Origin of the sequence: Hominifimenecus sp. rT4P-3 (assembly GCF_051055405.1) — a bacterium.
In the GTDB taxonomy this organism is placed as follows: domain Bacteria; phylum Bacillota; class Clostridia; order Lachnospirales; family Lachnospiraceae; genus Pseudolachnospira.
On record NZ_CP167068.1, the window covers coordinates 2,223,088 to 2,249,355 of the forward strand.

Below are 26,268 nucleotides of genomic sequence, written 5' to 3' on the forward strand. Positions count from 1 at the left end.
CAAAATAAAGCAATAAGAAGATTTAGAATATTTCGTAAAATTTTTATAAGTAATCGTTCATCCAATAAAAACAGGGCGCTCTGGCCAGCCAGCCACAGCGCCCTTTATATCACCCTGAAAAATTACAGCTCGCAGTTATTCACGGTCCGAGGGAACGGAATCACGTCGCGGATATTGCCCATGCCGGTCACATACATGATCAGCCGCTCGAATCCCAGGCCAAAGCCGGCATGACGGGCAGAACCGTACTTCCGAAGATCCAGGTAGAAATCATAATCTTCTTCCTTTAATCCCAGCTCCCGCATCCTTTTCACCAGCTTATCATAATCGTCTTCTCTCTGGCTTCCGCCAATGATCTCGCCGATTCCCGGAACCAGGCAATCCATAGCGGCCACGGTTTTCCCATCCTCATTCAGCTTCATGTAAAAAGCTTTAATCTCCTTCGGATAATCTGTTACGAATACGGGGCGTTTGAACACCTGCTCCGTCAGATACCGCTCGTGCTCGGTCTGAAGGTCACAGCCCCAGGATACTTTATAGTCAAAAGCATCGTTATGCTTTTCCAATATCTCTACCGCTTCGGTGTAGGTCACATGGGCAAAATCCGAATTCACCACATGGTTCAGCCGCTCAATCAACCCCTTATCGATAAATTGATTGAAAAATTTCATCTCTTCCGGGGCCTGCTCCATCACATAGCGAATCACATATTTTAACATACCTTCCGCCACTGTCATATCGTCCGTCAGATCAGCAAAGGCCATCTCCGGCTCGATCATCCAGAACTCCGCCGCATGACGGGTGGTGTTGGAATTCTCTGCTCGGAACGTCGGACCAAAGGTATAAATATTTCGGAAAGCCATCGCATAGGTCTCGCCATTGAGCTGACCGCTGACGGTCAGGCTGGTCGGCTTATTGAAAAAGTCTTTGCTGTAATCCACGGAGCCATCCGCATTTTTCGGCAGCTTCTCCATATCTAAGGTCGTTACCTGGAACATCTCGCCGGCGCCTTCGCAGTCGCTTCCGGTAATGATCGGCGTATGGACATAGATGAAGTCTCGCTCCTGAAAATATTTGTGAATGGCATAGGCAGCCAAGGAGCGAACACGAAATACAGCCTGGAATGTATTGGTCCTGGGGCGCAGATGAGAAATCGTCCGCAAAAATTCCATGGAGTGGCGTTTCGGCTGAAGCGGATAGTCCGGCGTGGAAGGCCCTTCCACCTCGATTTGATCCGCCTGCAGCTCAAAGGGCTGCTTCGCCTGAGGCGTCAGTACCAGCTCGCCTTCCGCAATAATAGCGGCCCCGACGTTTAGCTTGGAAATTTCATTGAAATTCTTCATCGTATCATGATAAACCACTTGGAGCGGCTCAAAAAAAGTTCCGTCATTTAAAACAAGGAAGCCAAAACTTTTCGAGTCCCGCAGGTTTTTTACCCAGCCGCAGACTTTTACTCTTTTTCCCGCATATTGTTCCGTATCCCGAAACAATTCTCGAATACTGATGCAATCCATCTGTATTTCTCCTTCCATTTTTAAACATAGATTATAGCAGATTCTATGGCGTCCCGCAAGCCTCAAACAGGAGAATCCGCGCTTTCCTCTGAATCATCCCGCTCCAGCAGAGCGTAAATCTCTTCTCGCCCCTGCTTTGTCTCTGCCGAGAAAGGAATCACCGTCACTTCCGGCCCTGCCCCAAGGCCCGTCCGGATCAGCTTCATCTGTTTTTGAAGCTGGCTGCGCTTAATCTTATCCAGCTTTGTGGCAATAATCACCGGCTGATAGCCATTGTGGAGAATCCAATCGTACATCTGCCGGTCATTGGCATTGGGCTCATGGCGGATATCCACCAAAAGAAACACCTGCTGCAGCACATGGGAACTCCGAAGGTATCGCTCGATCAATTTTCCCCATCGTTCCTTCTCTGTCGCCGATACCTTGGCATAACCGTATCCGGGAAGATCCACCAGATACAGTTCCTCATTGACATTGTAAAAATTGATCGTCTGTGTTTTTCCCGGCTGCGCGGAAGTCCTGGCATAGGATTTCCGGTTCATCAGCGCATTGATCAAGGAAGATTTTCCTACGTTGGATTTCCCGGCAAAGGCAAACTCCGGCCGTTCATTTTTCGGCAGCACGCTGGTAACGCCGCAGACGGTCTCCAGATTCACCGTTTTTATAATCATACAAAACTCCTTGGAATGACTTCCTCCATGGAAGAAACATAGGTAATTTCCATACCTCCGGTAATTTCCTCCGATAACTCTTCTATATCCGGCCGATTCTTTGCCGGTACCAGCACCTCATGGATACCAGCCAGTTTCGCGGCCAACAGCTTTTCTTTCAGTCCTCCCACCGGAAGCACTCTTCCCCGAAGCGTAATCTCTCCGGTCATGGCCAGATCGGCTCGAACCAACCTCTTCGTCACAGCGGAAAGCACTGCCGTTGCCATGGTAATCCCGGCGGACGGCCCATCTTTGGGTACGGCGCCTTCCGGGATATGGATATGAACGTCATGCTTTTCAAAATAATCGTCTTCAATCTCGTAATCGGCGGCCACGGAACGAATATAGGTAATACCCGTCTGAGCGGACTCTTTCATTACATCTCCAAGCTGTCCCGTCAATTGCAATTTTCCATCGCCAGGCATCTGATTCACCTCTACCTGGAGAGTATCTCCGCCGACACTGGTCCAAGCCAGGCCCCGAACAATACCGATCTGAGCCTCCTCATTGGCGGCGTCGTAAGTCACCTTCTCTTTACCCAGATACTGTTCTAGGTTGTCCACCGTAATCGCGACCGTTTTCTGCTCTTTATTCTCCAAAAGCTCCCTCGCTGATTTCCTGCACAAATCTCCGATCCGGCGCTCCAAACTCCGGACGCCCGCCTCTCTCGTATAATTGTGAATGATCTTTTTCAGCGCCGCCTCATCGATGGAAAACTGCTCTGCCGTCAGGCCATTTTTCTCTAACTGCTTCCCGACCAGATAGTCTTTGCCGATATGGTATTTTTCATTCTCCGTATAGCTGCTGACTTCGATGACATCCATCCGGTCTAACAGAGGCTGCGGAATCGTCTCCGTGGTATTCGCCGTAGCGATAAAGAGCACTTTTGACAGATCAACAGGGACTTCCACATAGTGATCCCGGAACTTCTGGTTCTGCTCTGAATCCAGCACTTCTAAAAGTGCAGAAGAGGTGTCCCCTTTGTAATCCTTGCTGACTTTATCAATCTCGTCCAAAAGCATCAGCGGATTTGCCACGCCCGCCTGCTTCAGTCCCGCCACAATGCGCCCCGGCATCGCGCCGATATAGGTACGCCGGTGGCCGCGGATCTCCGCCTCATCCCGCACGCCGCCCAGGCTGACACGGACGTATTGTTTATCCAAAGCTCTCGCTACCGAGCGGGCAATCGAAGTTTTTCCGGTTCCGGGAGGTCCCACCAGGCAAAGGATTGATCCATCCCCTTTGCCGCTAAAAATACGGACCGCCAGATATTCTAAAATTCTTTCTTTAATTTTTTCCAGGCCGTAATGATCCTCGTTCAGAATCTTTTCTGCCTTTTTGATATTCCTATTTTCTTTCTGTACTTTATTCCAAGGAAGTTCCAGAAGGCTTTCAATATAGGTGCGGCTCACCGTTCCCTCCTGGCTTCCCGAGGGCATCATACGAAACCGACGAATTTCCTTGCGGATTTTCTCCTTTACTTCCGCATCCGCTTTCAGCTTTTTCACCTGGTTCTCAAAGTGATCGGCATCATTGGCATCATCTTCTCCCAGTTCCGCCCGCAAAGCCCGGATCTGCTCCCTTAGCATATATTCCTTCTGGTTTTTATCGATCTGCATCCGGACTTTTTCCTGGATATCCTGCTTAAAAAGAATGATATCGATCTCATTGTCCAGAAGCTTTGCCATTTTTTGATAACGGGCATAGGTAGAATCCAGTTCCAAAAGCTCTTGGCGGCTTTGGTTGCTGATGGGCATCCGAATCATCAGTTGATCCATCAGTTCCGGCAGCGTTGGGATTTCCAGCATCTGATTCTCGCCCGCCTGTCCAAAAGAGGGCGTCAACCTTGCATAATGCCCGATATTCTCTCTGAGCGCCCGCAGCATTCCTTCCTCCTCCAGCGGATCTAGGATATCATGGCAATAGGGCGCTTCTTCCACCTCCGCCTCAAAAAACGGAGATTTCCTCAGCACTTTCACGATTTCTCCGCGGGCAGTGCCTTCCACCAACACCCGAACCGTATCGTTTGGAAGCTTTAAAATCTGCTTTACCGTGGCAATCGTACCAATACGGTGCAGATCCTCCTCCGTGGGCTTCATCGTCGCCTCGTCCTTTTGGCAAGCCAAAAACAGCTGGCTGTCCTGAATCATAGCCCGCTCCACCGCTGCGATGGAAATCCGCCGGCTGATATCAAAATGCATCAGCATCTTGGGAAGTATCACTACTCCCCTCAATGCGATTACCGGTAATTTCATATTTATATCCTCCATCCTATGTAATGAAAAGGAAAAAGGCCGCCGCAAAAGCCCCCTGCTGTAAAAGACAGCTGGAAGCCACAGTTACCCGTCTGCAGCAGCCCTATACTTATGCGATTTCGTTGCCATCCTTCCGGCTGACGCGGCGTTTTTTCTGTGGAACCTCCACATCCCGGATCGTCAGTTCCGGTTCTCCGGTCCCGCGGATGACATCCTCCGTCACCAGACAGCGGCCCACCTCTTCATTGGAAGGCAGCTCATACATCAGATTTGTCATTGCCTTCTCCAGGATCGAACGCAGTCCCCTGGCTCCCGTCTTTCGTTCCGCCGAAAGCTTTGCAATCTCTCTGACCGCTCCATCCGTGAAATCCAGTTCCACATGATCCAGTTCAAACAGTTTCTGATACTGTTTGATGATGGCGTTCTTCGGTTCCGTTAAAATCTTTACCAAAGCATTCTCATCCAAAGGTTCCAGAGACACCACAACCGGCACGCGGCCTACAAATTCAGGTATCAGACCAAACTTCACAAGATCTTGAGGCATCGCCTGCTTTAACAGCTCCCCAAGATTTTCTTCCTGTTTGCTCTTAATATCCGCATTAAAACCAATCGAATTGGCTCCCAGACGGTTATCGACAATTTTTTCCAGACCGTCGAAAGCACCGCCGCAGATAAACAAAATATTGGTCGTGTCGATCTGAAACATCTCCTGATGGGGGTGTTTCCGTCCGCCCTGAGGCGGTACGCTGGCCACCGTCCCCTCCAAAATCTTTAGTAAAGCCTGCTGTACACCCTCGCCCGACACATCACGGGTAATGGAAACATTCTCCGATTTCTTTGTAATCTTATCAATCTCATCAATATAGACGATACCATACTCCGCCTTGTGAATATCATAATCCGCCGATTGAATCAGTTTCAGCAGGATATTCTCCACATCCTCGCCCACATAGCCGGCCTCCGTTAGGGCCGTGGCATCGGCAATGGCAAAGGGAACATTCAGCAGGCGGGCAATGGTCTGGGCCAAAAAAGTTTTGCCAGATCCAGTGGGACCCAACATCAGGATATTGCTCTTTTGAACATCTACGTCCGTAATATCCGAAGAAATCCGCTTATAGTGGTTATAAACCGCCACAGACAGCACTTTCTTCGCATCCTCCTGACCGATCACATACTGATCTAGGAATGCTTTGATCTCCTTGGGTTTTTTCAAATCAATGCCACGAAAGCTGGACGGCGCGCCGTCTAATTCCTCAAACTCCTCCTCCAAAAGTTCGGAGCAGAGCTCGACGCACTCATCACAGATATAAACGTCTTTTTTATTTCCCGCTATCAGTTTCTGTACTTGATCCTGGGACTTTCCACAGAATGAGCAGTACAGCATATCCATTCCTTTTGACATCCTTTACTCCTTAATGGTGAGCGATGACCTCATCGATCAAACCATAGGCCTTTGCTTCCTCCGCAGACATATAATTGTCACGCTCGGTATCTTGAGCAATAACCTCCAACGGCTGTCCGGTATTCTCCGCCAGCATCTGGTTTAATTTCTGCTTGATCTTTAAAATATGCTCCGCAACAATCTTGATCTCCGTCGCCTGCCCCTGGGCGCCGCCCGAAGGCTGATGGATCATAATTTCCGCATTGGGCAGGGCAAAACGTTTCCCCTTTTTGCCTCCCGCCAGCAAAAAAGCTCCCATGCTGGCCGCCATGCCGATACAGATCGTAGAAACATCGCTTTTAATGTATTGCATGGTGTCATAAATCGCCAATCCGGCGCTGACAGATCCGCCGGGGCTATTGATGTATAAAGAAATATCCTTTCCAGGATCTTCGGACTCCAAAAACAATAACTGGGCGACAATCAAGCTTGCCGTCACATCATTGACTTCCTCACCGAGAAAAATAATCCGCTCCTTTAACAGGCGGGAATAGATATCATAGGATCGTTCCCCGCGGCTGGTGGATTCAATTACATAAGGTACTAAGCTCATATATTTTCTCCCATTTATTTGGCGGCTCCATATACCAGATCGATCGCTTTTTGAACAGCGATATTCTCTTTCATCTGTTCCTTCTGCTCATCGTCCATATAAGTCTTGACCTGATCGACATCCATGCCGTAGGCATCCGCCATCTTCTTGATCTCTTCCTCTACATCCTCTTCGCTGGCGGAAAGATTCTCCGCCGCCACGATCGCTTCCAGCACCAGACGGGTCTGAATCCGCTTCTTGGCCTGATCCTTCATCTGCTCGACCATCTGCTCTTCGGTCTGTCCGCTGTACTGCATGTACTGCTGCAAATTCAATCCCTGAGCCTGCAGACGCTGGCCAAATTCTCCCACCATATTTCTGGCCTGAGAGGTCACCATCAGCTCCGGAATCTCCATCTGGGAATTCTCGATGATCTTGTCAACCAACGCGTCTTCCTTGGCGATCTTTGCTTCTTTTTCTTTATTTTCCGTCAGTTTCTTCTTTACATCTTCCTTATACTCGTCCAGGGATTCAAAATCAGAAACCTCGCTGGCAAACTCATCGTCCAACGCCGGCAGTTCCTTCACCTTAATCGAGTGAACTGTGCATTTGAAAACAGCGGGTTTTCCGGCCAGTTCTTTCGCGTGATATTCCTCCGGGAAAGTCACGTTTACATCCTTCTCTTCGCCGATCACAGCGCCGATCAGCTGCTCTTCAAAGCCAGGAATAAAGGAGTGGGAACCGATGGTCAAAGGATAATTCTCGCTCTTTCCGCCCTCAAAAGGAACGCCGTCCACAAAGCCTTCAAAGGCCAGTTCGATGATATCGCCGTCTTCCACCGCTCTGTCATCCACGGTCTTCATCGTAGCGTTCTTCTCCTGCTCTTTTGTAAGCTCCGCCAGGACTTCCTCCTCCGTTACTTCCACGGCCTTTTCTTCTACTTCCAGTCCTTTGTACTCGCCGAGAGTCACTTCCGGACGGGTAGCGACCGTAGCCGTAAAGATCACGGGTTTTGCAGGTTCGATCTGCTCATAGGCGATCTCCGGATGGGAAACGATCTCCAACCCGCTCTCCTTGCAGGCGTCTTCGTATGCGGCAGGAACCAGCTCATTGACCGCGTCCTCTAAAAACACATCTGCACCATAGTATTTCTCAATCATCTTACGAGGCGCTTTGCCCTTCCGGAAACCGGGTAAGGTAATCTGATTTCTAGCTTTCCGGTATACCTGCTCGATGGCTGCTTCCAATTTTTCTACTGGTACCTCTACGGTCAGCTTAGCCAAATTTTTCTCCAGGTTTTCTACCTTAACACTCATTTTTTGTGTTTCCTCCTTGATTTATCGGTTTTTTTCCGCTTATTCTTTTTCCGTGAGCCTGGAAGCGGCAAATACGAGCTTTCAGGCTTAGTCAATTTAGCATTATATCATGATTTCCGTAAAAAAGAAAGCATTAATTTATCCATTTTAACTTAGGCCAATAGGAAAAATAAACTTTTCCGCTGATGGCCTCCTCACTGACGTACGTATTATTCCAAAAGCGTGCGTCCAACGAATGATTCCGATTATCCCCCATCACAAAATAGTGGCCTTCCGGCACATGATAAGGACCATAACTGCCACTCATCGGCTCCGGCAGATAATCTTCCACAAGAGGCTCCCCATTCACATAAGTAACCCCTTCCAGGACTTCCACTGTGTCCCCAGGAAGCCCGATCACCCGTTTTACATAGAGGGAATCCGGTTCGTCCGGCGCGCGAAACACGATGATATCCCCTCTTTCCGGTTCAGAAAACCAGTAGGCGCACTTGAGTCCCATGACCCGAGTGTCCGCCATAATCGTGTTTTCCATGGATTCTGTTGGAATCGTCGCATTGATCAAGATAAAAACCCGAATCAGCAGCACCACAGCTAAAAGAATAAAATAAGGCAAAAACTCCCGGAGCCACTTTTTCATGCAGATTCCCCCTTGTTTCGTACTTCTTCCTCCAACGGCAGAATCTTTTCCTGGTACAGCTTACGGAAAAATAAAAGTCCCAAAAGTAAAGAGACAATCTCCGCAATCGGAAAGGCAAACCAGACCGCTGTCAGTCCAAACCACTTGGCGAACAGATACGCCAGCGGCAAAATCACGATCAACTGGCGGCAAAGAGACATCACCAGACTAAACACCCCGTTTCCCAACGCTTGAAACGATCCGGACAGCACGATGCTGATTCCTGCAATCAGGAAATTCAAACTGATAATCCGAAGGGCCGGCACGCCGACGGCAAGCATCTCTTCCGAGGCCTGGAACCAGGAAAGCATCAGCTCCGGAAACAGCTGGAATGCCAGAACGCCAAGCAGCATCAAAATAACCGCCCAAACAATGCTGGTACGGATCGTCTCTTTCATTCGTCCAGGCCTTCTTGCCCCATAGTTATAAGCTACGATCGGAAGCGCCGCATTATTCAGCCCCAGCACTGGCATGACGATAAAACTTTGCAGTTTAAAATACGCGCCAAAGACTGCGGCCGCTGTCGTTGAAAACATTAACAAAATCTTATTCATGCCAAAGGTCATCACCGATCCGATGGCTTGCATCACAATCGAAGGAAGGCCTACGGAATAAATATTTTTTATAATCTTCTTACTGGGCCGGAACCGGCGGAAAGAAAGATGGAGCTCCCGATTTAAAGTCAAATTGAAAATAATCGCGAGGATCATACCCAGAATCTGCCCGGCTACCGTGGCAACCGCAGCGCCCAGAACCTCCAAGCGGGGAATGCCCAACGAGGGAACGCCGAATATTAAAATCGGGTCTAAAATGATATTGGTCACGGCTCCCACCACCTGGGCAAACATATGGCAGACCATTTTTCCAGTGGCCTGCAGCAGCCTCTCCCAGATAATCTGCATAAAAAGCCCCATAGAAAACACCATGACCACCCACAGATAGTCCACTCCGTAATTTAAAATCTGTTCGTCTTGAAGCTGCACCTCAAAGAAAGTCCGTGAAAAGAAAATCCCCAGCAGCGCAAATACCAAATAGCTGACCATGCCAAGAAAAATCCCATTGACCGCCGTACAATTTGCCGCCTCAAAATCTTTTTCTCCCAACTTCCGCGATAGCAAAGAATTAATGCCGACGCCGGTTCCTACTGCAACGGCAATCATCAAATTCTGCACAGGGAATGCCAGCGAGACCGCGGTTAAGGCAGCCTCGTTTAATTGGGACACAAAAATGCTGTCTACTACATTATAAAGAGCCTGTACAGCCATAGACAAAATCATGGGCAGGGCCATTGACAAAAGCAGCGGCTTAATCGGCCGCGAACCCATCTTATTTTCTTTTCTCTCTGTTGTCATTTCCATTTCTTTTTCTCCTACCGGTATACCACTCAAATACCCCGCAGCAAAGCTGACGGGGCATAAAATGCCATCCTGAGGGCTGTCGGCCCGGAGAGCCGAAACCGGCTCTCCGCATGTTCAGGATAACTGTTTTTCTTTTTTGTTGCAAGGATTACTCTTTAGCAGTCTCAACTAAAGCTTTCAAAGTCCCGGCAAACCCTTGGATATCGGAAGGAATAATGATCTTCGTCGCCTTGCCATCCGCAGCCTTGGTAAATGCTTCCAGACTCTTTAGCTGAATGACTGAATCATCTGCCCCAGCTTCCCGGATGACACGGATACCGTCGGCGTTTGCCTGCTGAATCTTCAGAATTGCTTCGGCCTCACCTTCCGCCTCGCGGATCGTCGCTTCCTTCTTCGCCTCAGCCCGCAGAATGGCAGCTGCTTTCTCCGCTTCTGCATCCAAAATTGCAGACTGTTTTTTTCCTTCCGCCACCAGAATCGTTGAGCGTTTCTCACCTTCCGCCTGAAGAATTTTCTCACGGCGTTCCCGTTCTGCTTTCATCTGGCGCTCCATGGAGTCCTGAATTTCCCTAGGAGGGATAATATTTTTCAGTTCCACCCGGTTTACCTTAATTCCCCAAGGGTCGGTAGCCTCGTCTAAATGAGTCCGCATCTTTGTATTGATCAACTCGCGCGACGTCAAGGTTTGATCCAATTCCAAATCTCCGATGATATTTCGAAGGGTGGTAGCGGTCAGATTTTCAATCGCCATCAACGGATTTTCTACGCCGTAAGCAAACAGCTTCGGATCCGTAATCTGGAAAAATACCACCGTATCGATCTGCATCGTTACATTATCTTTTGTGATCACCGGCTGCGGCTTAAAATCAATGACCTGCTCTTTCAAGTTGACTCGGCGCGCCACGCGGTCTACAAAAGGAAGTTTAAAGTGAAGACCCACGGACCAAGTGCCGATATAGGCTCCCAACCGCTCGACAATCATGGCGTTCGCCTGGGGTACAATCTTAATGCAGGATGTCAAGATCCCTAGTAAAAACAGAGCCAAAATGATAATCAGTGCGGTTCCAATATACTTTTCAAAGGTCGCTGCTACTAACATGTTCTTCCTCCTCCAAAACTTTGACGATCAGCTTCACACCGCTGACCCGGACTACAGTAACCATTGTGCCAGCCGGAATAATCTGTCCCTCCCGTTCCGACCGGGCCGCCCAAGGCATCCCATCCACTTTTACCCGTCCGGCTGCCTGGAGGTTGTTGATCTCCTCGACCACCTCTCCGTGACGACCTTCCATGCTTTCCACATTGGTTTTGATCGTCCTCCGGTTCAGATATTTCGTGGCAATCGGCCTTGTAAACACCAGGAGAAGTAGGGAAACCGCGGCGAATACCACAATCTGAAAGATAAGTCCTGCGCCCAGAAGCGAGGCAAAAAACGCCGCCACCGCGCCTCCTGCAAACCAGATCGTCGTAAGACCCAACGTCAAGATTTCAATTCCCAGCAGAATCACAAATAAAATCAGCCAATAGATGGATTCCATATTGCATCCTCCTTTTGTTTCGGCTTACTTACCCTCCACTGACAGGATCATACACAGTCAACGGAAGGCTCTTTCTGTTATCATTTTAACCGATTTCCGGCTAGAATACAACAGAGAATAAACTGCAAAATCATTTTTCCAAAAATTTTACAGATAGACGAAGGCTCCTTCCTCTTTCAAAAAGAAATATCTTCCTTTGAAAAGAAAAGGGGCCTTCCTTATTTTTACATATATGCAGCTGTTTGAGAATATTTACCCTTTATTTTTCAGATTTCCGTCTCTTAATTTTTATCGCGCATAAGATACACACTCCGACAAATACCACAGCAATCACCACGATCCACAGCGTCATATTGCTTTCATCCCCGGTTTTCGCCGGTTTCTTCTGATATTTGTCTAAAACCCCGTCTCCGTCCGCATCGATATTCAGATCCGGCGTAATTCCCGCTGCGGGATCAATCCCCTTATCCGGGATTCCGTCGTGATCTTTATCCACGATATTTAGGTCAGGGACTCCATCACCATTTACGTCGACATTCAGATCCGGTTTTCCATCTCCATTTGTATCGATGTTGACATCCGGGAGCGGTCTTACCGTTCCATTACTATCGATATCCTTATCTGGCTTTCCGTCTCCATCTTTGTCCACAATATTGATATCTGGTTTCCCATCTCCATCCGTGTCGATATTCACGTCCGGTTTTCCATCCCTGTTTGTATCCACATTCACATCCGGAAGCGGTTTTCCATCGCCTTTTGTCTCGATATCCTTATCCGGCTTTCCATCTCCGTCTTTATCCACGATATTGGTATCCGGTTTCCCATCTCCATTCGTATCGATATTGACATCCGGTTTTCCATCTTTGTTTGTGTCCACATTCACGTCCGGTTTTCCGTTTCCGTCCGTATCGATATTGATATCCGGTTTCCCGTCTTTATCCGTATCGATATTCACATCCGGCTTTCCGTCTCCGTCCGTGTCGATGTCCACATCCGGTTTTCCATCTCCGTCCGTGTCGATATTGATATCCGGTTTCCCGTCTTTATCTGTATCAATATTTACATCCGGCTTTCCGTCTCTATCCGTGTCGATGTCCACATCCGGTTTTCCATCTCCGTCCGTGTCCAGGTTCACATCCGGTTTTCCATCCCCGTCCGTGTCGATGTCCACATCCGGCTTTCCATCTCCGTCTGTGTCGATATTGATATCCGGTTTCCCGTCTTTATCTGTATCGATATTCACATCCGGTTTTCCGTCTCCATCTGTATCAATATCTACATCCGGTTTTCCGTCTCCGTCCGTGTCCAGGTTTACATCCGGCTTTCCGTCGCCATCTGTATCCACATTCACATCCGGCTTTCCATCCCCGTCTGTGTCAATATTCACATCCGGTTCCGGCTTTCCATCCCCGTCTGTATCGATATCCGTATCCGGTTTTCCGTCTCCGTCTTTATCGACGATATTGATATCCGGCTTTCCATCTCCATCCGTGTCAATGTTTACATCTGGCTTTCCGTCTCCGTCCGTATCCACATTCACATCCGGCTTTCCATTTCCATCCGGGTCAATATTCACATCCGGCTCTCCATCTCCATCCGTATCGATATCCACGTCTGGTTTTCCGTCTCCATCCGTGTCCAGATTGATGTCCGGGAAGCCATCTCCATCCGTATCCACATCCGGAATGATTTCCTTGGATTCATCCAAGGCTTTGACATGATAAGACAGAGTAATGGTCGTTTTATTTCCGTCCGCATCCGTAACGGTTGCCTCCAAAGTATAGTCGGCGGCTTTAGACATATCGATCTCATCCAGCTTGTTTCCATCTTCGTCGGAAATCACAACATCCTCGATGGATAGCGCCTGATCATCTTTTGTCGCCACCGTATAGTTTGGATTTGCAAAACCATACCGGTGATTCATCATCCCTATCAGTTCCGCCTTATCCCGCGTCGTATCCGGCTGTGCCATAGCCGTCACTTGATCTTCCACATAACTGTGCAGAATCACAACGCCGTCCGTAATCTCTTCCCGCTCAATTTTCTCCGGAGTCTGGTAATCGCCTTCTAACTCTTCATCTTCTCCCAGATCAGATGGGTCTACCGGCGTTACCACCAAGATCGGAGGCGTTACATACGGGAAATTCTCCGGTTCTTCCACTTTTTCTGCGGCAGCCTTGCTATCGGTATAGTTCGTTCCTTGGTAATACGACGCCGTCACGATAAAATCATCTGTGGTCAGCATTTCCGGAACTTTCGGATAATTCGTATTATCTTTAAATGCCAACGTTATATTTGCCATACTGGAGGCGTAAGTGTTGTCTCTAGCCGCATAGGTGGTCACCGGCTGTACCTGAACCGGTTCTCCTACTTTTACTCCATTGATATAAAACTGAATATATCCGTCAGGTGCTGCGCATGTATACGCTTCCCCATCCGCCGGACGCACATAAGCCGCCAGGTGCATTTTGTCAACCTGATTCTTTCCTTCTGCATCCTGATAATAATCGGTCTCATACGTCACATCATACAGGAAACTATCTGCCGGTGTAATCTGCGAATTCAAAGTAGTCCGGTGTCCCCGGAACATCTCTTTAAAGCCGGCGGTACTCGAATATTCCGTGTAATTCATCGTGATTGTATAGGTACCGGTATTTTGCAGTACATCTGAACTGCTCTCTCCCGTCTTATCGCCGTCCTTATCCTCTGTACGAACCGCCGAAAACTTCATTGAGTCCGTTTTGCTGATGATACCGCCGTTGGGCTGGCTGACTTCGATCCGTTGGGCGGCGATGGCTTCTGCCAGAGTCGGCCAGTTAAACGTCAAGCCATCATACCGTTTATTCAGCTGCTCTTTTAACGGTTCGGAGAAAAGTTCTTCATTTACTTTAAAGAGAACATACTGTTTCGCAGAAGTATCCGAGGCATCCCGGTCTTCTTCCAGGGTAAACGGGTAATCCAAGTCAAAGATACCGCCATCCTCGCCCTCCACTCTTACATTTTCAATCGAAACCTCTTTTGTCGCCGCATTTGCCGGTAACCAGAAATACAGGATTCCCTCGTCGTCAATCTTATATGCGAGGCCATATTCTGTAGCAAGCTTAGCGCCGTCCACATAAACGTCAAAGTTCACGACGCGTTTTCCAATCAACTGGGTTTGTGCGCTGACGTTGATTTTCACCAATGTCAGTTTCGTCGCTCTGTCCGCCGCATAGACGCCGCTTCCCTTAAAACTCAAGTTATCATAACCGCCGGACTTTGCGGGAACCGGGAAGGAACCACCGGTTACGATAACCAGACCTCCGTCCGCACCGACCGCATAAAAGGCTCCCGTCGAGGTGGTTGTCGGAATCAGCGTACCGCCGTTGATCGTAATGGCATGGCCGGCGTTTGTTCCGCTGCCGCAGGCTCCGCCGATACCGTTTCCATGGTCATTACCGGTGGCTTCCACATAACCATAGTTGATCGTAATATCGCCAGGCACCGGCGTCCAAGGAGTACCTGCTCCCGCCACTGCCCTGGCTGCGATACCACTGTCTTTTACGGACGCAGCAATCGAATTAAACCAGCCCGCTCCAATACCCGCGCCATGATAGCTGCCGGTAGCGATAATCCGGCCGCCATTGATCGTAATGCCGCCGCCTTCTTCATGGCAGCCCACGCCGGCGCCTTTACCGCCGCCGATACCAGCACCGCCGTTTTCCGCTTTATTTTCCTTTCCACAAGCCTTCGCGGTAATCATGCCTCCATTAATCGTGATCTTTCCACTTTCCTCATGGATGCTGCCGCCAATACCGGAACTCCAATAGCCGCCCGTCACTGTCAGACTGCCAGGATTCGAAGAATCCATATACCAAGCCGGATCTCCGGCGGAGACAGCCTTGCCAGTACTACTGCCCATCACTTCCAAAGTACAGGCAGACGGTACTCTGCCTTGTACCGGTACTACTTCCGCGCCGTCCGTGGTCTGATTCCACACGGTATCGTCAATGATCAACTCCGTACCTTCGCCGCAATGAAGACCGGGCCAATCGGTTCCTTTCGCCGTCAACGTATTGGTCTTACCGTCTGCCAATGTAAGATGCAGCTTGGTACGCTCCGCAGAGGATATTCCTGATCCTCTCGTCGCGCTATTCGGGTTATTGGTCGCAATATCAAAAGGCACCACGCCTGTAATGCTTACACCGTCAAAGGTAAGGCTGGCATGGGTTCCCTTTCCAATCCGGATTCCATGGGTCGTCGACGTTCCACTAACCGTAAGAGGACGGTTCGTCATAATTTCAATCATATTTTCGGTGACATTGGCCCCCGCATAAGCATTATCATATACATTGTCCACGCTTATGGTACGCGTAGTCACTTTATAATCCACGTTTACTACGAGCGCGTTCCCATCGTCCGCCGAAAAAGTAAGGCCACCGACAGTAACGGAAGAACCGTCCGCCCCAACTTCCAAGCCATAAAGGGCCAGATCCGTGGTTTCCGCCTCCGCGGACTCTGCCATCGTCTCGACAGCAGGATTCTCCACTTCCGTGGTTTCCATCGTCTCGGCAGCTGTGCTCTCTCCTTCTTTGGATTCCATCGTCTCGGCTTCGCTGCTTTCCATCTCCGTGGATTCTACTTCATCTCCGCCGTTATCTGTGGTTTCCACGGCAGGATTCGCATAGACATTCCAAACGCTTCCCTTTGAGAAATCAATTCCCGTCAAAGAAAGCAGGCAGGCGAGAGCTAGAATCCATGCAAGTTTCTTCCTGTACATCTTCTTCATTCCTTTCACCTCTTATCGATTTCTTGTGTTTTTCCTATCGCTTTTGCTATATGTACTCTATACGCCATTTCGTAGAGTTTTTGATAATAGCCGCACTATAACATATTTTATAACAAATCTTTTGCTTATACAATAGTTATCCCTAAAAATCGATCTCTTTTTGTTTGAAAATAACAACCTTCTCTATGTCAGATGTTTAAATTTTAAAAGAATTTTAAGGTTTTCGCTCTGTCCTTCCCTCCAGCAATTTGTTATAATAGGGACAACTTGGCGACTATCCAGCCTCACGCAGGCATCTCCGACTCCATATCTACAATGGCCGCCAATCAAAAGAAGAAAGAAAAGAGGACTTTTGCAAAAATGAGAGGAAAGAAAAAATTATTATCTCTGTTTCTGATCTCGGCTCTCGGAATCTCCACCATTCTTTCCGGCTGTGGGAAATCGGATCAGGACGTGGCTGCCACGCCTGCCGCAACCCAAAGCACAGAATCCCCTACTGCAGGGCAGCAGGAAAACAGCGGCTCTCATATAATTACCGTCACCGTCCCTGCCCAAGGCGGAAGCGCTGCCGCCACAGGGGAAGAAACCGAACCGCAAAGCGGAGAAAGTTCCGCAGCAGAAACCACCCCCTCCAGCGGTAGTCCAAGCGATGTAAAAGCGATTGCTCTGACCTTTGACGATGGTCCTTATACTTATAAAAATGTTACCAACCGAATCGTCGACGCCTTAGAAGCGAACAACGCCAAGGCTACTTTCTTTGTGGTCGGTCAGGCTGTCACCGAATGGTTTCCGACCGATGGGCCGGAAGTTCTAAAAAAAGCAGTTTCCATCGGTTGTGAGATTGGTACTCACACCTACAGCCATGAAAATCTGAATAAAGCATCCAGCGATGTGATCAAAGAGCAAGTGGAAAAGGGCTGCAAAGCCATTGAAGACGCTACCGGCCAAAAGGTAACGGTCATGCGTCCGCCTTATGGTAATTCCAAACAAAGCGTGATGGATCAGGTGGACCTTCCCATGATTCAGTGGGATATCGATACCTTGGACTGGGAGACCAAAGATGCGGACAACACGGTGAAAGTGATCTTAGAACAAGCGAAACCTGGCTCTATCGTACTGATGCACGATATCTACGGCTCCTCCGCAGAAGCGGCGGAACGAGTGATTCCAGAACTGATCAAACAGGGCTATCAGCTGGTCACGGTCAGCGAACTCTTTGAACTTTACGGAAAAACTTTGGAACCGCATCACCAATATTACGACGCCCGGGGAGACAGAGACATAGAAAGTTAAGGTTCCGTCATACAATAATAAAAAAACGGAGCACATAATTCTCATGAAAATAAAACGAAAAAGACGAGCCGTGCTTTTTCTCTTGGTATCCGCCTCCTTCCTATTCCTCGGCTGTAAAGGGGTTTCAAAGTCCGCCGTTTATATGACAGGCGAAAGCCTACAGGCTACCGACTCCAGCGGGATGAACGAAAATTATCCATCGGAAGAGCCAGGCGCTAAAGGCAATCCCCTCCCTCAGGTGAACGCGACGGTAGCGCCCGCTCCGGATAAACCAGTCAAAGCAATCGCTCTGACCTTTGACGACGGACCGGACACCGGCGATACCAAGGCGACCAACATGATCTTAAACGTTTTGGAAGAAACCGGGGCAAAGGCCACCTTCTTTGTCGTAGGACAGGCGGCGGCCGAATGGTTCCCCACTTCTGGTCCAGAAGCTATGAAACGAGCGGTTTCTCTGGGCTGCGAGATTGGAACTCATACTTACAGCCATGAAAACCTAAATAAAGCCGATGATGATGTGATTGCCGAAGAAGTCGAAAAAAGTTGTCAGGTCATCGAAAATATCACTGGACAAAAAGTGAAATTGATGCGCCCTCCTTATGGCAACGCCAACGAGAACGTCCTCTCCAAAGTAGATCTTCCGATGATTCAATGGGATGTGGACACCCTGGATTGGGAAACCAAAGATCCGGATAAAACGGTGGAAAATATTTTAAATTCCGTTAAACCCGGCTCTATCGTACTGATGCATGATATTTATGGACAAACAGCGGAGGCTGTTGAAAAAGTAATTCCAAAGTTAATAGAAGAAGGATACCAACTGGTCACCGTCAGCGAGCTTTTCGAGCTTTACGGTAAAGACCTCGAGGGCCACCAGCAATACTATTATGCCAGGTAACAAATCTGTGTACGTATCTATAGTGGAGTTTTTATTCTATAGAAAATTGTCCTCAGGGAAAAATAAAGGAGTTTGCATTTTTTGCAAACTCCTTTTCATTCTATTGGACACTCTATCGGAATTTCCCAATTCTGATCTTCTTTCGCCCAAATTCTTATGGCTTTTTATAGCTTTTCAAAGACCAGCGTAGCTTGAATACGATCTCCTCCCAGCATTCCTTTGCTGCCTCCATTTGAGGTGGCGATGGTATGCAGCCGATAGCCCTTTGCCGCCTGTTCATTGATCACAGCTTCTAATTCCGTCAAGTTTCCAGAACCTGTCCCCATAAATTTCTCTTTTAAGGTCACCTGTAATACAACATACTGCAAGCTCTGCCCGGATGCCGTTGAAAATGTGGATTTGTCGTTATAATCTACCATGACTTCTCTCCTTTTTCTTAATAGATTAGATTGATATTAACACAAATCCGCTTTTTTTGCAACTGCCGTCAGAATCCATTCCCAAAACAAAGCACGATTTTGGTATCAAACCAAAATCGTGCCTTATCCACTTCTATACTGCTAATAATTCACTAATCTTCAATCCAAATCTCGCGGTAACGCACGCCCCAATCCGATGTCTTGGAATGGGAAGAAACCAGCAGATCAATCGTATGACCAGAAACGCCCGTATCCTGCGCGCAGTAAACGCCGTCTTTGCCCTCAATCTTGATCCGGGATCCCAGAGGAATCACAGAGGAATCCACTGCAATCGTGTAACCAGGTTCCATCTCTGCGCCCGTCGCCGTCTGTCCCGCATTACTGCCGTTACACTTAGAACAAGGGCAGTAAGCTGTAATTTTAAATGTTCCCAGGCTTCTCCAACCGTCTTTTGAGCTGGAAGAACTAGACCCTTCCGAATTATTCTTATTGGAAGAACTGGAATTTTCCTTCTTCGAGGAACTAGAGTTATCCTTCTTAGAAGAGCTGGAACTATTCTTTTTGGAAGAGTTATTTTTTGACTCCTGCGCTGCTTTTCTCGCAGCAGCTGCTTCAGCGGCTGCCTGACGGGTTTCCTCCCGGTCATTCACCTCCGCCTGGAGTTCCGCCTCCTCCGAGATGGTCATTCCCACCGAAAGTCCCGATGCAACAGACACATAATCTGCATGAATATAACCGACTGCCTGAGTCGTCAATTGAATCTTTACCCAAGAATCCTGAAGTTCCAACACGCTAAAGTGCATTCCTTTGCGGATAACAGCCAAAAGATCTGCTTCTTCATCTGGACCGGAACGTACGCAAAGCTCGTCGGTCACAACCGTAGCCACCTGAGGATTCATCTCAGACACCAAAGCCTCCGCCGGCTCTCCCGTTACCAAATAAGAACTGAGAACCCAGCCATTCACTTCTCCGGAAAGAATCCTACTCCACTCTTCCCCGGTCTCCTGAATCTTCACTCCGGCGCCACGATAAAGCCGCCCAACCAACTCTCCGTCTTCTCCTGGAGTCTGGCGGACATTCAACGCTACGCTGGCGTTAACCACGCCAAGCTCTTCCGGCGCATTCTCGCTCACAGGCGATTCCTCTGCCTTGCTCTCCTGATAGGCCTGCTCTGCCCGAAGCTCCGCGGCCGTCAATTTTGTCTCATCAACCGTTGTGCTTTCCTGTGCGGCTCTGCTCTCTGCCGCAGCGGCTGCTTCTGCCTCCAATGCAGCCACATCAATTCCTTCCGCAAATTTCAATCTGCTCTCCGGAACCGCAGGTTCCGTCTCCTGAATACTTTCCGGAGTTGTCTCCGGTGCTTCTGTCGCAGGCTCCTTTACCTGTGCCGAAAGCGACGCCGCCATCTGGGCGATCTGTCCATGGATATCTACCATAGGAAGGGGATCTCCTTCCTCCTGTCCCTCTTTTTCTTCCGATATGGTGGAGATGCCTGCTGCCTCTACTTGACTTACTTTATCTGTTCTTACTGCCGTATAAGCCAGCTGGAGGCAAAATACAGCGGCGATAACAACGTAAATGATTACGTCGCTTTTCTTCCTCTTCATAAGAACCTCCTAATTTCTTACTCCATTTTTTCATATTATATTACCAAGATACGAAGTTTATTACATAAATGTTACAAAAAGAATATATCATCATTAAGGAAAAATGTCAACCCCCTCCCACTTTCCGGCCTAAAACACAATATTTTGTGGTCCATGCCCCCACCTGAAAAGAAAAAGAGAAAGCGTCAGTTCGACACTTTCTCTTTATTTTTTCTACCGATTTTGGCGATAAGCTTCGTACATTAAAATCGAGGCGGCCACAGCTGCATTTAAAGATTCCACTTTTCCTTCCATTGGAATCCGGATATAAGTATCCGCCAATGCAGCTAAGGAGTCTGTCAAACCATTCCCTTCATTTCCGATCAAAAATGCGGTAGACTTTTGGTAATCCACCTGATCGTAAAAACAGGTCCCTTTTAAATGAGCGGCATACACCTGAAACCCTCGCATTTTCAAGGCTTTTACATCTGTCTGTAGATTTTCCGTCACGCAGTAAGGAACCCGGTAAATAGCCCCCATGGTAGCCCGTACCACCTTTGGATTATAGCGATCCGCCGTCTCTCGGTCAGCTAAAATGCCTCCCACTCCGGCAGCCTCCCCAGTTCGAATAATTGTTCCCAAATTTCCAGGGTCCTGAATGCCTTCCAGGACAATCACAGGACCTCCGGATAGCAAGTCTTCCAGCGTAAACTTCTGTTGTCTGGCCACTGCAAGAATTCCCTGAGGCGTTTTCGTATCCGACATATGACGGAACACTACATCTGGTATAGGCTCGGCCCCCACTTCGGCAGCAAAATTCGAATTTTCTTTATTAATTAAGTAAGATTCCGATGCAAACACACGAATTCGCAAGGATTCCGGAAGTTCCTTAATTATCTTTGTTCCCTCTGCGACAAAAAGTCCCGTCTCCAGTCTTGCTTTTGTCCTAGTTTGAAGGCTGACGATCTGCTTCACCTGCGCATTGGATGTGCTCGTAATCATCAGGCTCCCTCATACCAAATGGCGCTTTCTATCTCATAACCCGCCAGGCGCTCCCGCCCTTTTAGGCCCCCTAGCTCCATCAAAAAGCAAAGCTTTACTACCTGACCGCCAAGACGTTCTACCAGATGAATCATCGCTTCCGTGGTCCCGCCAGTGGCAATCAGGTCATCCACCAAAACCACTTTCTGCCCTGGGCGGATCGCGTCTTTATGAATCTCAATGGTTGCTTCCCCATATTCCAGCGCATAGCTCTCAGAGATCGTTTCACGAGGCAGCTTTCCTGCTTTTCGAATCGGAACCAGACTTTTATGAAAATGTTCTGCAATGGGAGCGGCAAAGATAAAGCCCCTAGCTTCCGCGCCAACCACCACATCAAAATCTACATGTTCCACCATCTGCTTCATGCGCTCAACTGCCAGCGAAAAACCGTCCGCATCCTGCAAGACACTCGTTACATCCCGAAAAATAATTCCTTTTTTCGGAAAATCCGGAATACTTATCACATAATCTTCCAGCTTTTTCATTCTGTCTCCCTTCAACAGCAATAATTTTCTATTACAATCTGAAGGCTGCGCCTTCCCATGTATTCATTGATCGACGGGTAGTATGCCAACATCAGACAAATTCCATTCTTTTCGCCTCGTAACGCCTGTTCCCAGGCAGCGCTGCCAAACTTTCCAGCTACTCGCTGTTCAAATTCTTTTGCATCGCCAAAATAAATCCCATCCATCACAGTACCTGCGGCATTTTGAACCTGTAAGCGAAGAAAAGGCCGCGTCTTTCCCACAACAGACGCCCGACGGATCCAAAACTTTTTTTCTGCAAATAGTGGTTTCGGATTTCCCTTTCCAAAAGGCTCCAGAACCTCTATCTCCTCCACCAACTTTTCACTAATGTAGCCAAGAGGCATGGCCGCATCAATTCTTATTATAGGAACAAAGTCCTCTTCTGTCAAATGTGCTTCCCGATTTAATTGTTCCCTTAATATAGGAAGATTCTCTTTCGGAAGGGTCAAACCAGCAGCCATGGCATGGCCGCCAAAGCGGCTCATCAGCTTGCGACACCCTTGCAGTCCTTCAAACATATTATAAGCTTCGATTGACCGGCCAGATCCCTTGTATCCTTCTTCTACGCTTGTAACCACAATCACCGGATGATGGTACCGTTCCTTAATCCTGCCGGCAATGATTCCCACCAGGCTTTCATGGCATTCCTCCAAAGGAACCACCATCACCTTGTCTTCCTTAACAGACGAATGTTCAATCCATTCGATCGCCTGCTCGGTTCCCCGCACCGTCATCTCCTTGCGGGAGTCATTCAGAACTTTCAGTTGACTCGCCAAAGGCTCCGCCTCTTCCCGTGTCTTCGCCGCCAAAAGGGAAAACGCCTCTGCCGCTGTCTCCAAACGCCCCGCCGCATTAAAACAAGGACCTAGTACAAAACCGATATGATAGGAAGAAAGTCTTTCTTTCGCCAATTGATTGGCGTCGATCAGGGCCTGCAGTCCCGGTTTTTTTGTTCTGCGCAGCCGCTTCAATCCCTCCTTCACAAAAATCCGGTTTTCCCCTTCCAGATCCATCACATCCGCAACCGTAGCAATGGCTACGTATTCCAACAGATTTTCCAGTTCCTCTTTCGGAACGTTCTGCCGTTCGTATAAATATTGGACCAACTTATAGGCAACTCCTGCCCCACAAAGCTTTTTAAACGGGTATGGACAGTCCTCCTGTTTCGGATCTAAAATTGCTTCTGCTTTTGGCAATTGATAAATCCGGCTTCCATCCGCCTCCATTTGAAAAGCCACTTCATGGTGGTCGGTTACGACCAAGGGCAGCCCCAGCTCCGCGGCTCTCTCCGCCGCCTCAAAAGCAGCAATCCCATTGTCACAGCTGACAATCAGTCCTGCCCCCTCGGCTGCTGTTTCTTCCACAATTCGCCGGTTCAGGCCATACCCTTCCCGGATTCGATGGGGGGTCTTCACCGTTGCGGCGGCTCCCAGTTTCTGAAATCCTTCCAAAAGGATTTGTCCTGAAAAAATACCGTCCACATCAAAATCTGATGCAATAACAATGGGAAGTCCGGCTGCAATAGCACCCAGCACCACGTCGCCGGCTTTCTCCATATCTTTCATCTCTTGGGGAGCATATAAATCTTCCAATGTTCCATACAAATATTGCCGCATCTCTTGTTCCGTGCCAACGCCTCGATTGACCATCAGCCGAATCAACAGTGGGTCTACTCCGAACTGGCGTCCCAGCTTCTGAAAATCTGCTTTTTTTGCCTCCAGCACCCACTTTTCCATTTCATAACCTCAATTTCTTCCGTACACCCGCAAAAGATCGATCCCATCTCTCGATAAACTACAATGCTCTTCTCTGGTATGTTTCGCCCGATAAAGTATAGCACAAACTACCGGGGAATTCAATTTGAATCCTGGGAAATTGTCCGCATAGGAAGCCATGCTTTTCCATACATTGTACCATGAAGAATGAAAATCGCCTAATTGAGGAGGCGCCGCCCTCCGTACTGGAAAAGTTTGTATCTCAGCTCAACAACCCATTTACCTTCGTCCTCTTTGCAGCAGCCGCCATTTCCTTACTGTTGTCAGAGTACAGCGACGTTATTGTCATCTTAGTCGTAGTCCTCTTTAACGGCGTGTTCGGCGTTGTACAGGAAGGAAAGGCAGAACATGCCCTGGCAGCTCTAAAAAAGATGACGAGTCCTACCGCCTTAGTTCGAAAAGGCGATGTGGTCCGTCGTGTCCCCGCCGTATCCTTGCAGCCTGGCGATGTAGTACTTTTAGAAGCCGGAGACCAGGTTCCTGCCGACATAAAGCTGACCGAGGCATCCCATCTGGCGGTAGAGGAATCCGCTTTGACCGGAGAATCCTTACCGGTACATAAATCAACGGGGCAATCTGTTTTCATGTCCACACTCATTACCGACGGACGCGGGGAGGGCGTCGTAACAAAGATTGGGATGGACACGGAAATTGGAAAAATTGCGGCTCTCATTCATAAGAGTGAAACCATTCAAACCCCTCTTCAAAAACGTCTGGGTAAGCTTGGAAAATCCTTAAGCATCCTGGCTTTGATTCTTTGCGCGCTTTTGTTCGCTCTTGCTTTGATTATGGGCAGGGATGTGGCGGAAATGTCAGTCACTGCAATCTCTTTAGCTGTAGCGGCGGTTCCGGAAGGTCTCCCCGCGATCGTAACGATCGTGTTGGCCATTGGCGTCAACCGGCTGGCCTCTGCCGGAACTATTGTACGAAAGATGCCTGCAGTAGAAACTCTGGGCTCTGTCTCCGTCGTCTGTTCCGATAAAACCGGTACGCTCACGCAAAATCGAATGACGGTCACAGCCTATTATGAAAATGGAAAAATTTTTTCCGCTTCCGAGCGAAAGCCTTCTCGACTTTTAGACGGCTTTGTCCTTTGTAATAATGCACTTTTAGCTGGACGACAACGGATTGGCGATCCGACGGAGCTGGCCTTCCTGGATTGGGCCATGTCCCACAAAACCTATAAGGAAGCACTGGAAATTCGTTATCCGCGAATCGATGAACAGCCATTTTCCTCTGAAACCCGCCGAATGATAACCCGGCACAAGAAAAATGGCCGTCTTGTTTCCTATATAAAAGGAGCTTCCGACGTAGTACTGGCGAACTGTACAGAATTTAATTCTTACGGTTCTGTCAAACCTCTGACTGCGGCGTCCCGCCGCATGATCGAGCAGGCCGTGGAGACCATGGCAAACGATGGACTTCGCGTTTTGGCGCTGGCGGAAGATCAGGTATTTCTTGGCCTCGCAGGCATGAAGGATCCGGTACGCCCGGAATCTCTCCCAGCCATTCGCCGTTTCCAAAACGCAGGCATTCAAACGGTCATGATCACCGGCGATCATCGAAATACAGCCTTCTCCATCGCCAAAGAATTAGAGCTGGCGGAACATCCGTCCCAATGTTTGACTGGCGAGGAACTGGACCGGCTCTCCGATGAAGAACTGAGTCAACAAATCGAACATTGCCGCGTTTTTGCCCGGGTTTCTCCCGGTCACAAAGTACGGATCGTCAAAGCATTCCAAAAGGCCGGGCACCTGGCTGCCATGACCGGCGACGGAGTCAACGACGCACCCTCTTTGAAAACTGCGGATATTGGAATCGCCATGGGAAAATGTGGTACTGACGTGGCAAAAGGGGCTGCCGATATGATTTTGACCGATGATAATTTTGCCACCATTGAAAAAGCGATTGCAGGCGGACGCGGCATCTATGAAAATATCCGAAAGTCCGTCCTTTTCCTGCTCTCCTCCAATTTCGGTGAGATCATGACCATGTTCACGGCTGTGGCGGCTGGGTTGGCGATGCCTCTGAAAGCCATCCATATTCTCTGGGTCAATCTGATTACGGACACTCTTCCTGCGTTAGCGCTGGGAATGGACAAAAACGATGAAGCCGCTTTGATGCAAGACCCTCCACGGGATCCAGAAGAAAGCCTTATGGCCCATGGCGGTTGGTTCTGCACTTGTTTTTACGGCGCTTTGATCGCCGGCATCAGTCTGTTTGCCTTTCTGATGCTGCCAGTCCTGATGCTCGGCCAATTGGATATGGAACTTACCCTCAGAAATCTCCGGATGGCCTTAGAGACCCCTGCCGTTTTAGCCAAAGCTCAGACCTACGCCTTTACTACCTTAGGCGTATCACAGCTTTTTCACGCCATTGGCATGAGGGACCAAAGGAAATCCTTCTTTGAGATGGACCATCTAGGAAATCCGATGATGTTGCTGGCTCTTATCCTAGGACTGGGCCTTCAGGTAGCTGTTACGGAAATCCCAGCGTTGATCCGTATTTTTGGCACTGCGCCTTTGGCGCTTCATGAATGGGGATTCCTGCTTGCGCTATCGGCAATCCCCCTTTTCGCCCACCAGCTTCTTTTATTAAGAAAAAGCGCAAAAAAGAAATGA

At 48.8% G+C, this 26,268-nt stretch carries 19 protein-coding genes; 3 read left to right on the top strand and 16 right to left on the bottom strand.

The annotated features are described in order from the left end of the window. Positions 1-122: 122 nt before the first annotated feature. The 11 genes from asnS to ACCC71_RS10375 all read right to left on the bottom strand — a co-directional run bounded on the left by asnS (position 123) and on the right by ACCC71_RS10375 (position 16,108). The gene (gene asnS, locus ACCC71_RS10325) at positions 123-1,514 is read right to left on the bottom strand and encodes an asparagine--tRNA ligase (RefSeq protein ID WP_434309547.1); all 1,392 of its coding nucleotides are present in this window, start codon (positions 1,512-1,514) and stop codon (positions 123-125) included. Positions 1,515-1,576: 62 nt separating this feature from the next. Next, the gene (gene yihA, locus ACCC71_RS10330) at positions 1,577-2,185 is read right to left on the bottom strand and encodes a ribosome biogenesis GTP-binding protein YihA/YsxC (protein ID WP_434309548.1); all 609 of its coding nucleotides are present in this window, start codon (positions 2,183-2,185) and stop codon (positions 1,577-1,579) included. Continuing rightward, positions 2,182-4,494, bottom strand: coding sequence for an endopeptidase La (gene lon / locus ACCC71_RS10335; RefSeq protein ID WP_434309549.1), 2,313 nt, complete (start codon positions 4,492-4,494; stop codon positions 2,182-2,184). The genes yihA and lon overlap by 4 nt, the downstream gene beginning before the upstream one ends. Before the next feature lie 94 nt (positions 4,495-4,588). After that, positions 4,589-5,881 (bottom strand): ATP-dependent Clp protease ATP-binding subunit ClpX, encoded by a 1,293-nt coding sequence (gene clpX / locus ACCC71_RS10340; protein ID WP_434309550.1) that lies wholly within the window; start codon positions 5,879-5,881, stop codon positions 4,589-4,591. Positions 5,882-5,891: 10 nt separating this feature from the next. Continuing rightward, positions 5,892-6,473 (bottom strand): ATP-dependent Clp endopeptidase proteolytic subunit ClpP, encoded by a 582-nt coding sequence (gene clpP / locus ACCC71_RS10345; RefSeq protein WP_434309551.1) that lies wholly within the window; start codon positions 6,471-6,473, stop codon positions 5,892-5,894. Between the two features lie 14 nt (positions 6,474-6,487). Continuing rightward, positions 6,488-7,768 (bottom strand): trigger factor, encoded by a 1,281-nt coding sequence (gene tig / locus ACCC71_RS10350; RefSeq protein WP_434309552.1) that lies wholly within the window; start codon positions 7,766-7,768, stop codon positions 6,488-6,490. A 133-nt stretch (positions 7,769-7,901) separates the two neighbouring features. Then, on the bottom strand, positions 7,902-8,405 hold the full coding sequence (gene lepB, locus ACCC71_RS10355; protein WP_434309553.1) for a signal peptidase I: 504 nt from the start codon (positions 8,403-8,405) through the stop codon (positions 7,902-7,904). Beyond that, positions 8,402-9,802 carry an MATE family efflux transporter gene (locus tag ACCC71_RS10360; RefSeq protein WP_434309554.1) on the bottom strand — a complete coding sequence of 467 codons (1,401 nt, stop codon included), beginning with the start codon at positions 9,800-9,802 and terminating at the stop codon, positions 8,402-8,404. Before ACCC71_RS10360 ends, lepB begins: the two co-directional genes overlap by 4 nt. A 148-nt stretch (positions 9,803-9,950) precedes the next feature. Then, positions 9,951-10,901, bottom strand: coding sequence for an SPFH domain-containing protein (locus ACCC71_RS10365; RefSeq protein ID WP_434309555.1), 951 nt, complete (start codon positions 10,899-10,901; stop codon positions 9,951-9,953). Then, the gene (locus ACCC71_RS10370) at positions 10,879-11,340 is read right to left on the bottom strand and encodes an NfeD family protein (protein WP_434309556.1); all 462 of its coding nucleotides are present in this window, start codon (positions 11,338-11,340) and stop codon (positions 10,879-10,881) included. Before ACCC71_RS10370 ends, ACCC71_RS10365 begins: the two co-directional genes overlap by 23 nt. Positions 11,341-11,599: 259 nt before the next feature. Beyond that, complete coding sequence (locus ACCC71_RS10375; protein WP_434309557.1) at positions 11,600-16,108, bottom strand: hypothetical protein; 4,509 nt, start codon at positions 16,106-16,108, stop codon at positions 11,600-11,602. A 360-nt stretch (positions 16,109-16,468) separates the two neighbouring features. Between ACCC71_RS10375 and ACCC71_RS10380 the strand changes: the two genes are divergently transcribed. Next, the gene (locus ACCC71_RS10380; protein WP_434309558.1) at positions 16,469-17,401 is read left to right on the top strand and encodes a polysaccharide deacetylase family protein; all 933 of its coding nucleotides are present in this window, start codon (positions 16,469-16,471) and stop codon (positions 17,399-17,401) included. A 43-nt stretch (positions 17,402-17,444) separates the two neighbouring features. Further along, a complete protein-coding gene (locus ACCC71_RS10385) occupies positions 17,445-18,299 on the top strand; it encodes a polysaccharide deacetylase family protein (protein WP_434309559.1) in 855 nt (284 codons plus the stop codon). 164 nt (positions 18,300-18,463) lie between these two features. Here the strand turns inward: ACCC71_RS10385 and ACCC71_RS10390 are convergent, their stop codons facing one another. From ACCC71_RS10390 to recJ, 5 genes are all read right to left on the bottom strand, one after another. Then, positions 18,464-18,718, bottom strand: a complete 255-nt coding sequence (locus ACCC71_RS10390) for a DUF4177 domain-containing protein (protein ID WP_434309560.1) — start codon at positions 18,716-18,718, stop codon at positions 18,464-18,466. Between the two features lie 152 nt (positions 18,719-18,870). Next, entirely contained in the window at positions 18,871-20,325 is a 1,455-nt protein-coding gene (locus ACCC71_RS10395; protein ID WP_434309561.1) for an SH3 domain-containing protein, read from the bottom strand. 213 nt (positions 20,326-20,538) lie between these two features. Continuing rightward, positions 20,539-21,306 (bottom strand): TrmH family RNA methyltransferase, encoded by a 768-nt coding sequence (locus ACCC71_RS10400; protein ID WP_434309562.1) that lies wholly within the window; start codon positions 21,304-21,306, stop codon positions 20,539-20,541. Then, a complete protein-coding gene (locus ACCC71_RS10405) occupies positions 21,306-21,830 on the bottom strand; it encodes an adenine phosphoribosyltransferase (RefSeq protein ID WP_434309563.1) in 525 nt (174 codons plus the stop codon). Before ACCC71_RS10405 ends, ACCC71_RS10400 begins: the two co-directional genes overlap by 1 nt. A gap of 11 nt (positions 21,831-21,841) precedes the next feature. Further along, entirely contained in the window at positions 21,842-23,608 is a 1,767-nt protein-coding gene (gene recJ / locus ACCC71_RS10410) for a single-stranded-DNA-specific exonuclease RecJ (RefSeq protein WP_434309564.1), read from the bottom strand. 179 nt (positions 23,609-23,787) lie between these two features. Here recJ and ACCC71_RS10415 point away from each other — a divergent pair, with 179 nt between their 5' ends. Continuing rightward, complete coding sequence (locus ACCC71_RS10415; protein ID WP_434309565.1) at positions 23,788-26,268, top strand: cation-translocating P-type ATPase; 2,481 nt, start codon at positions 23,788-23,790, stop codon at positions 26,266-26,268.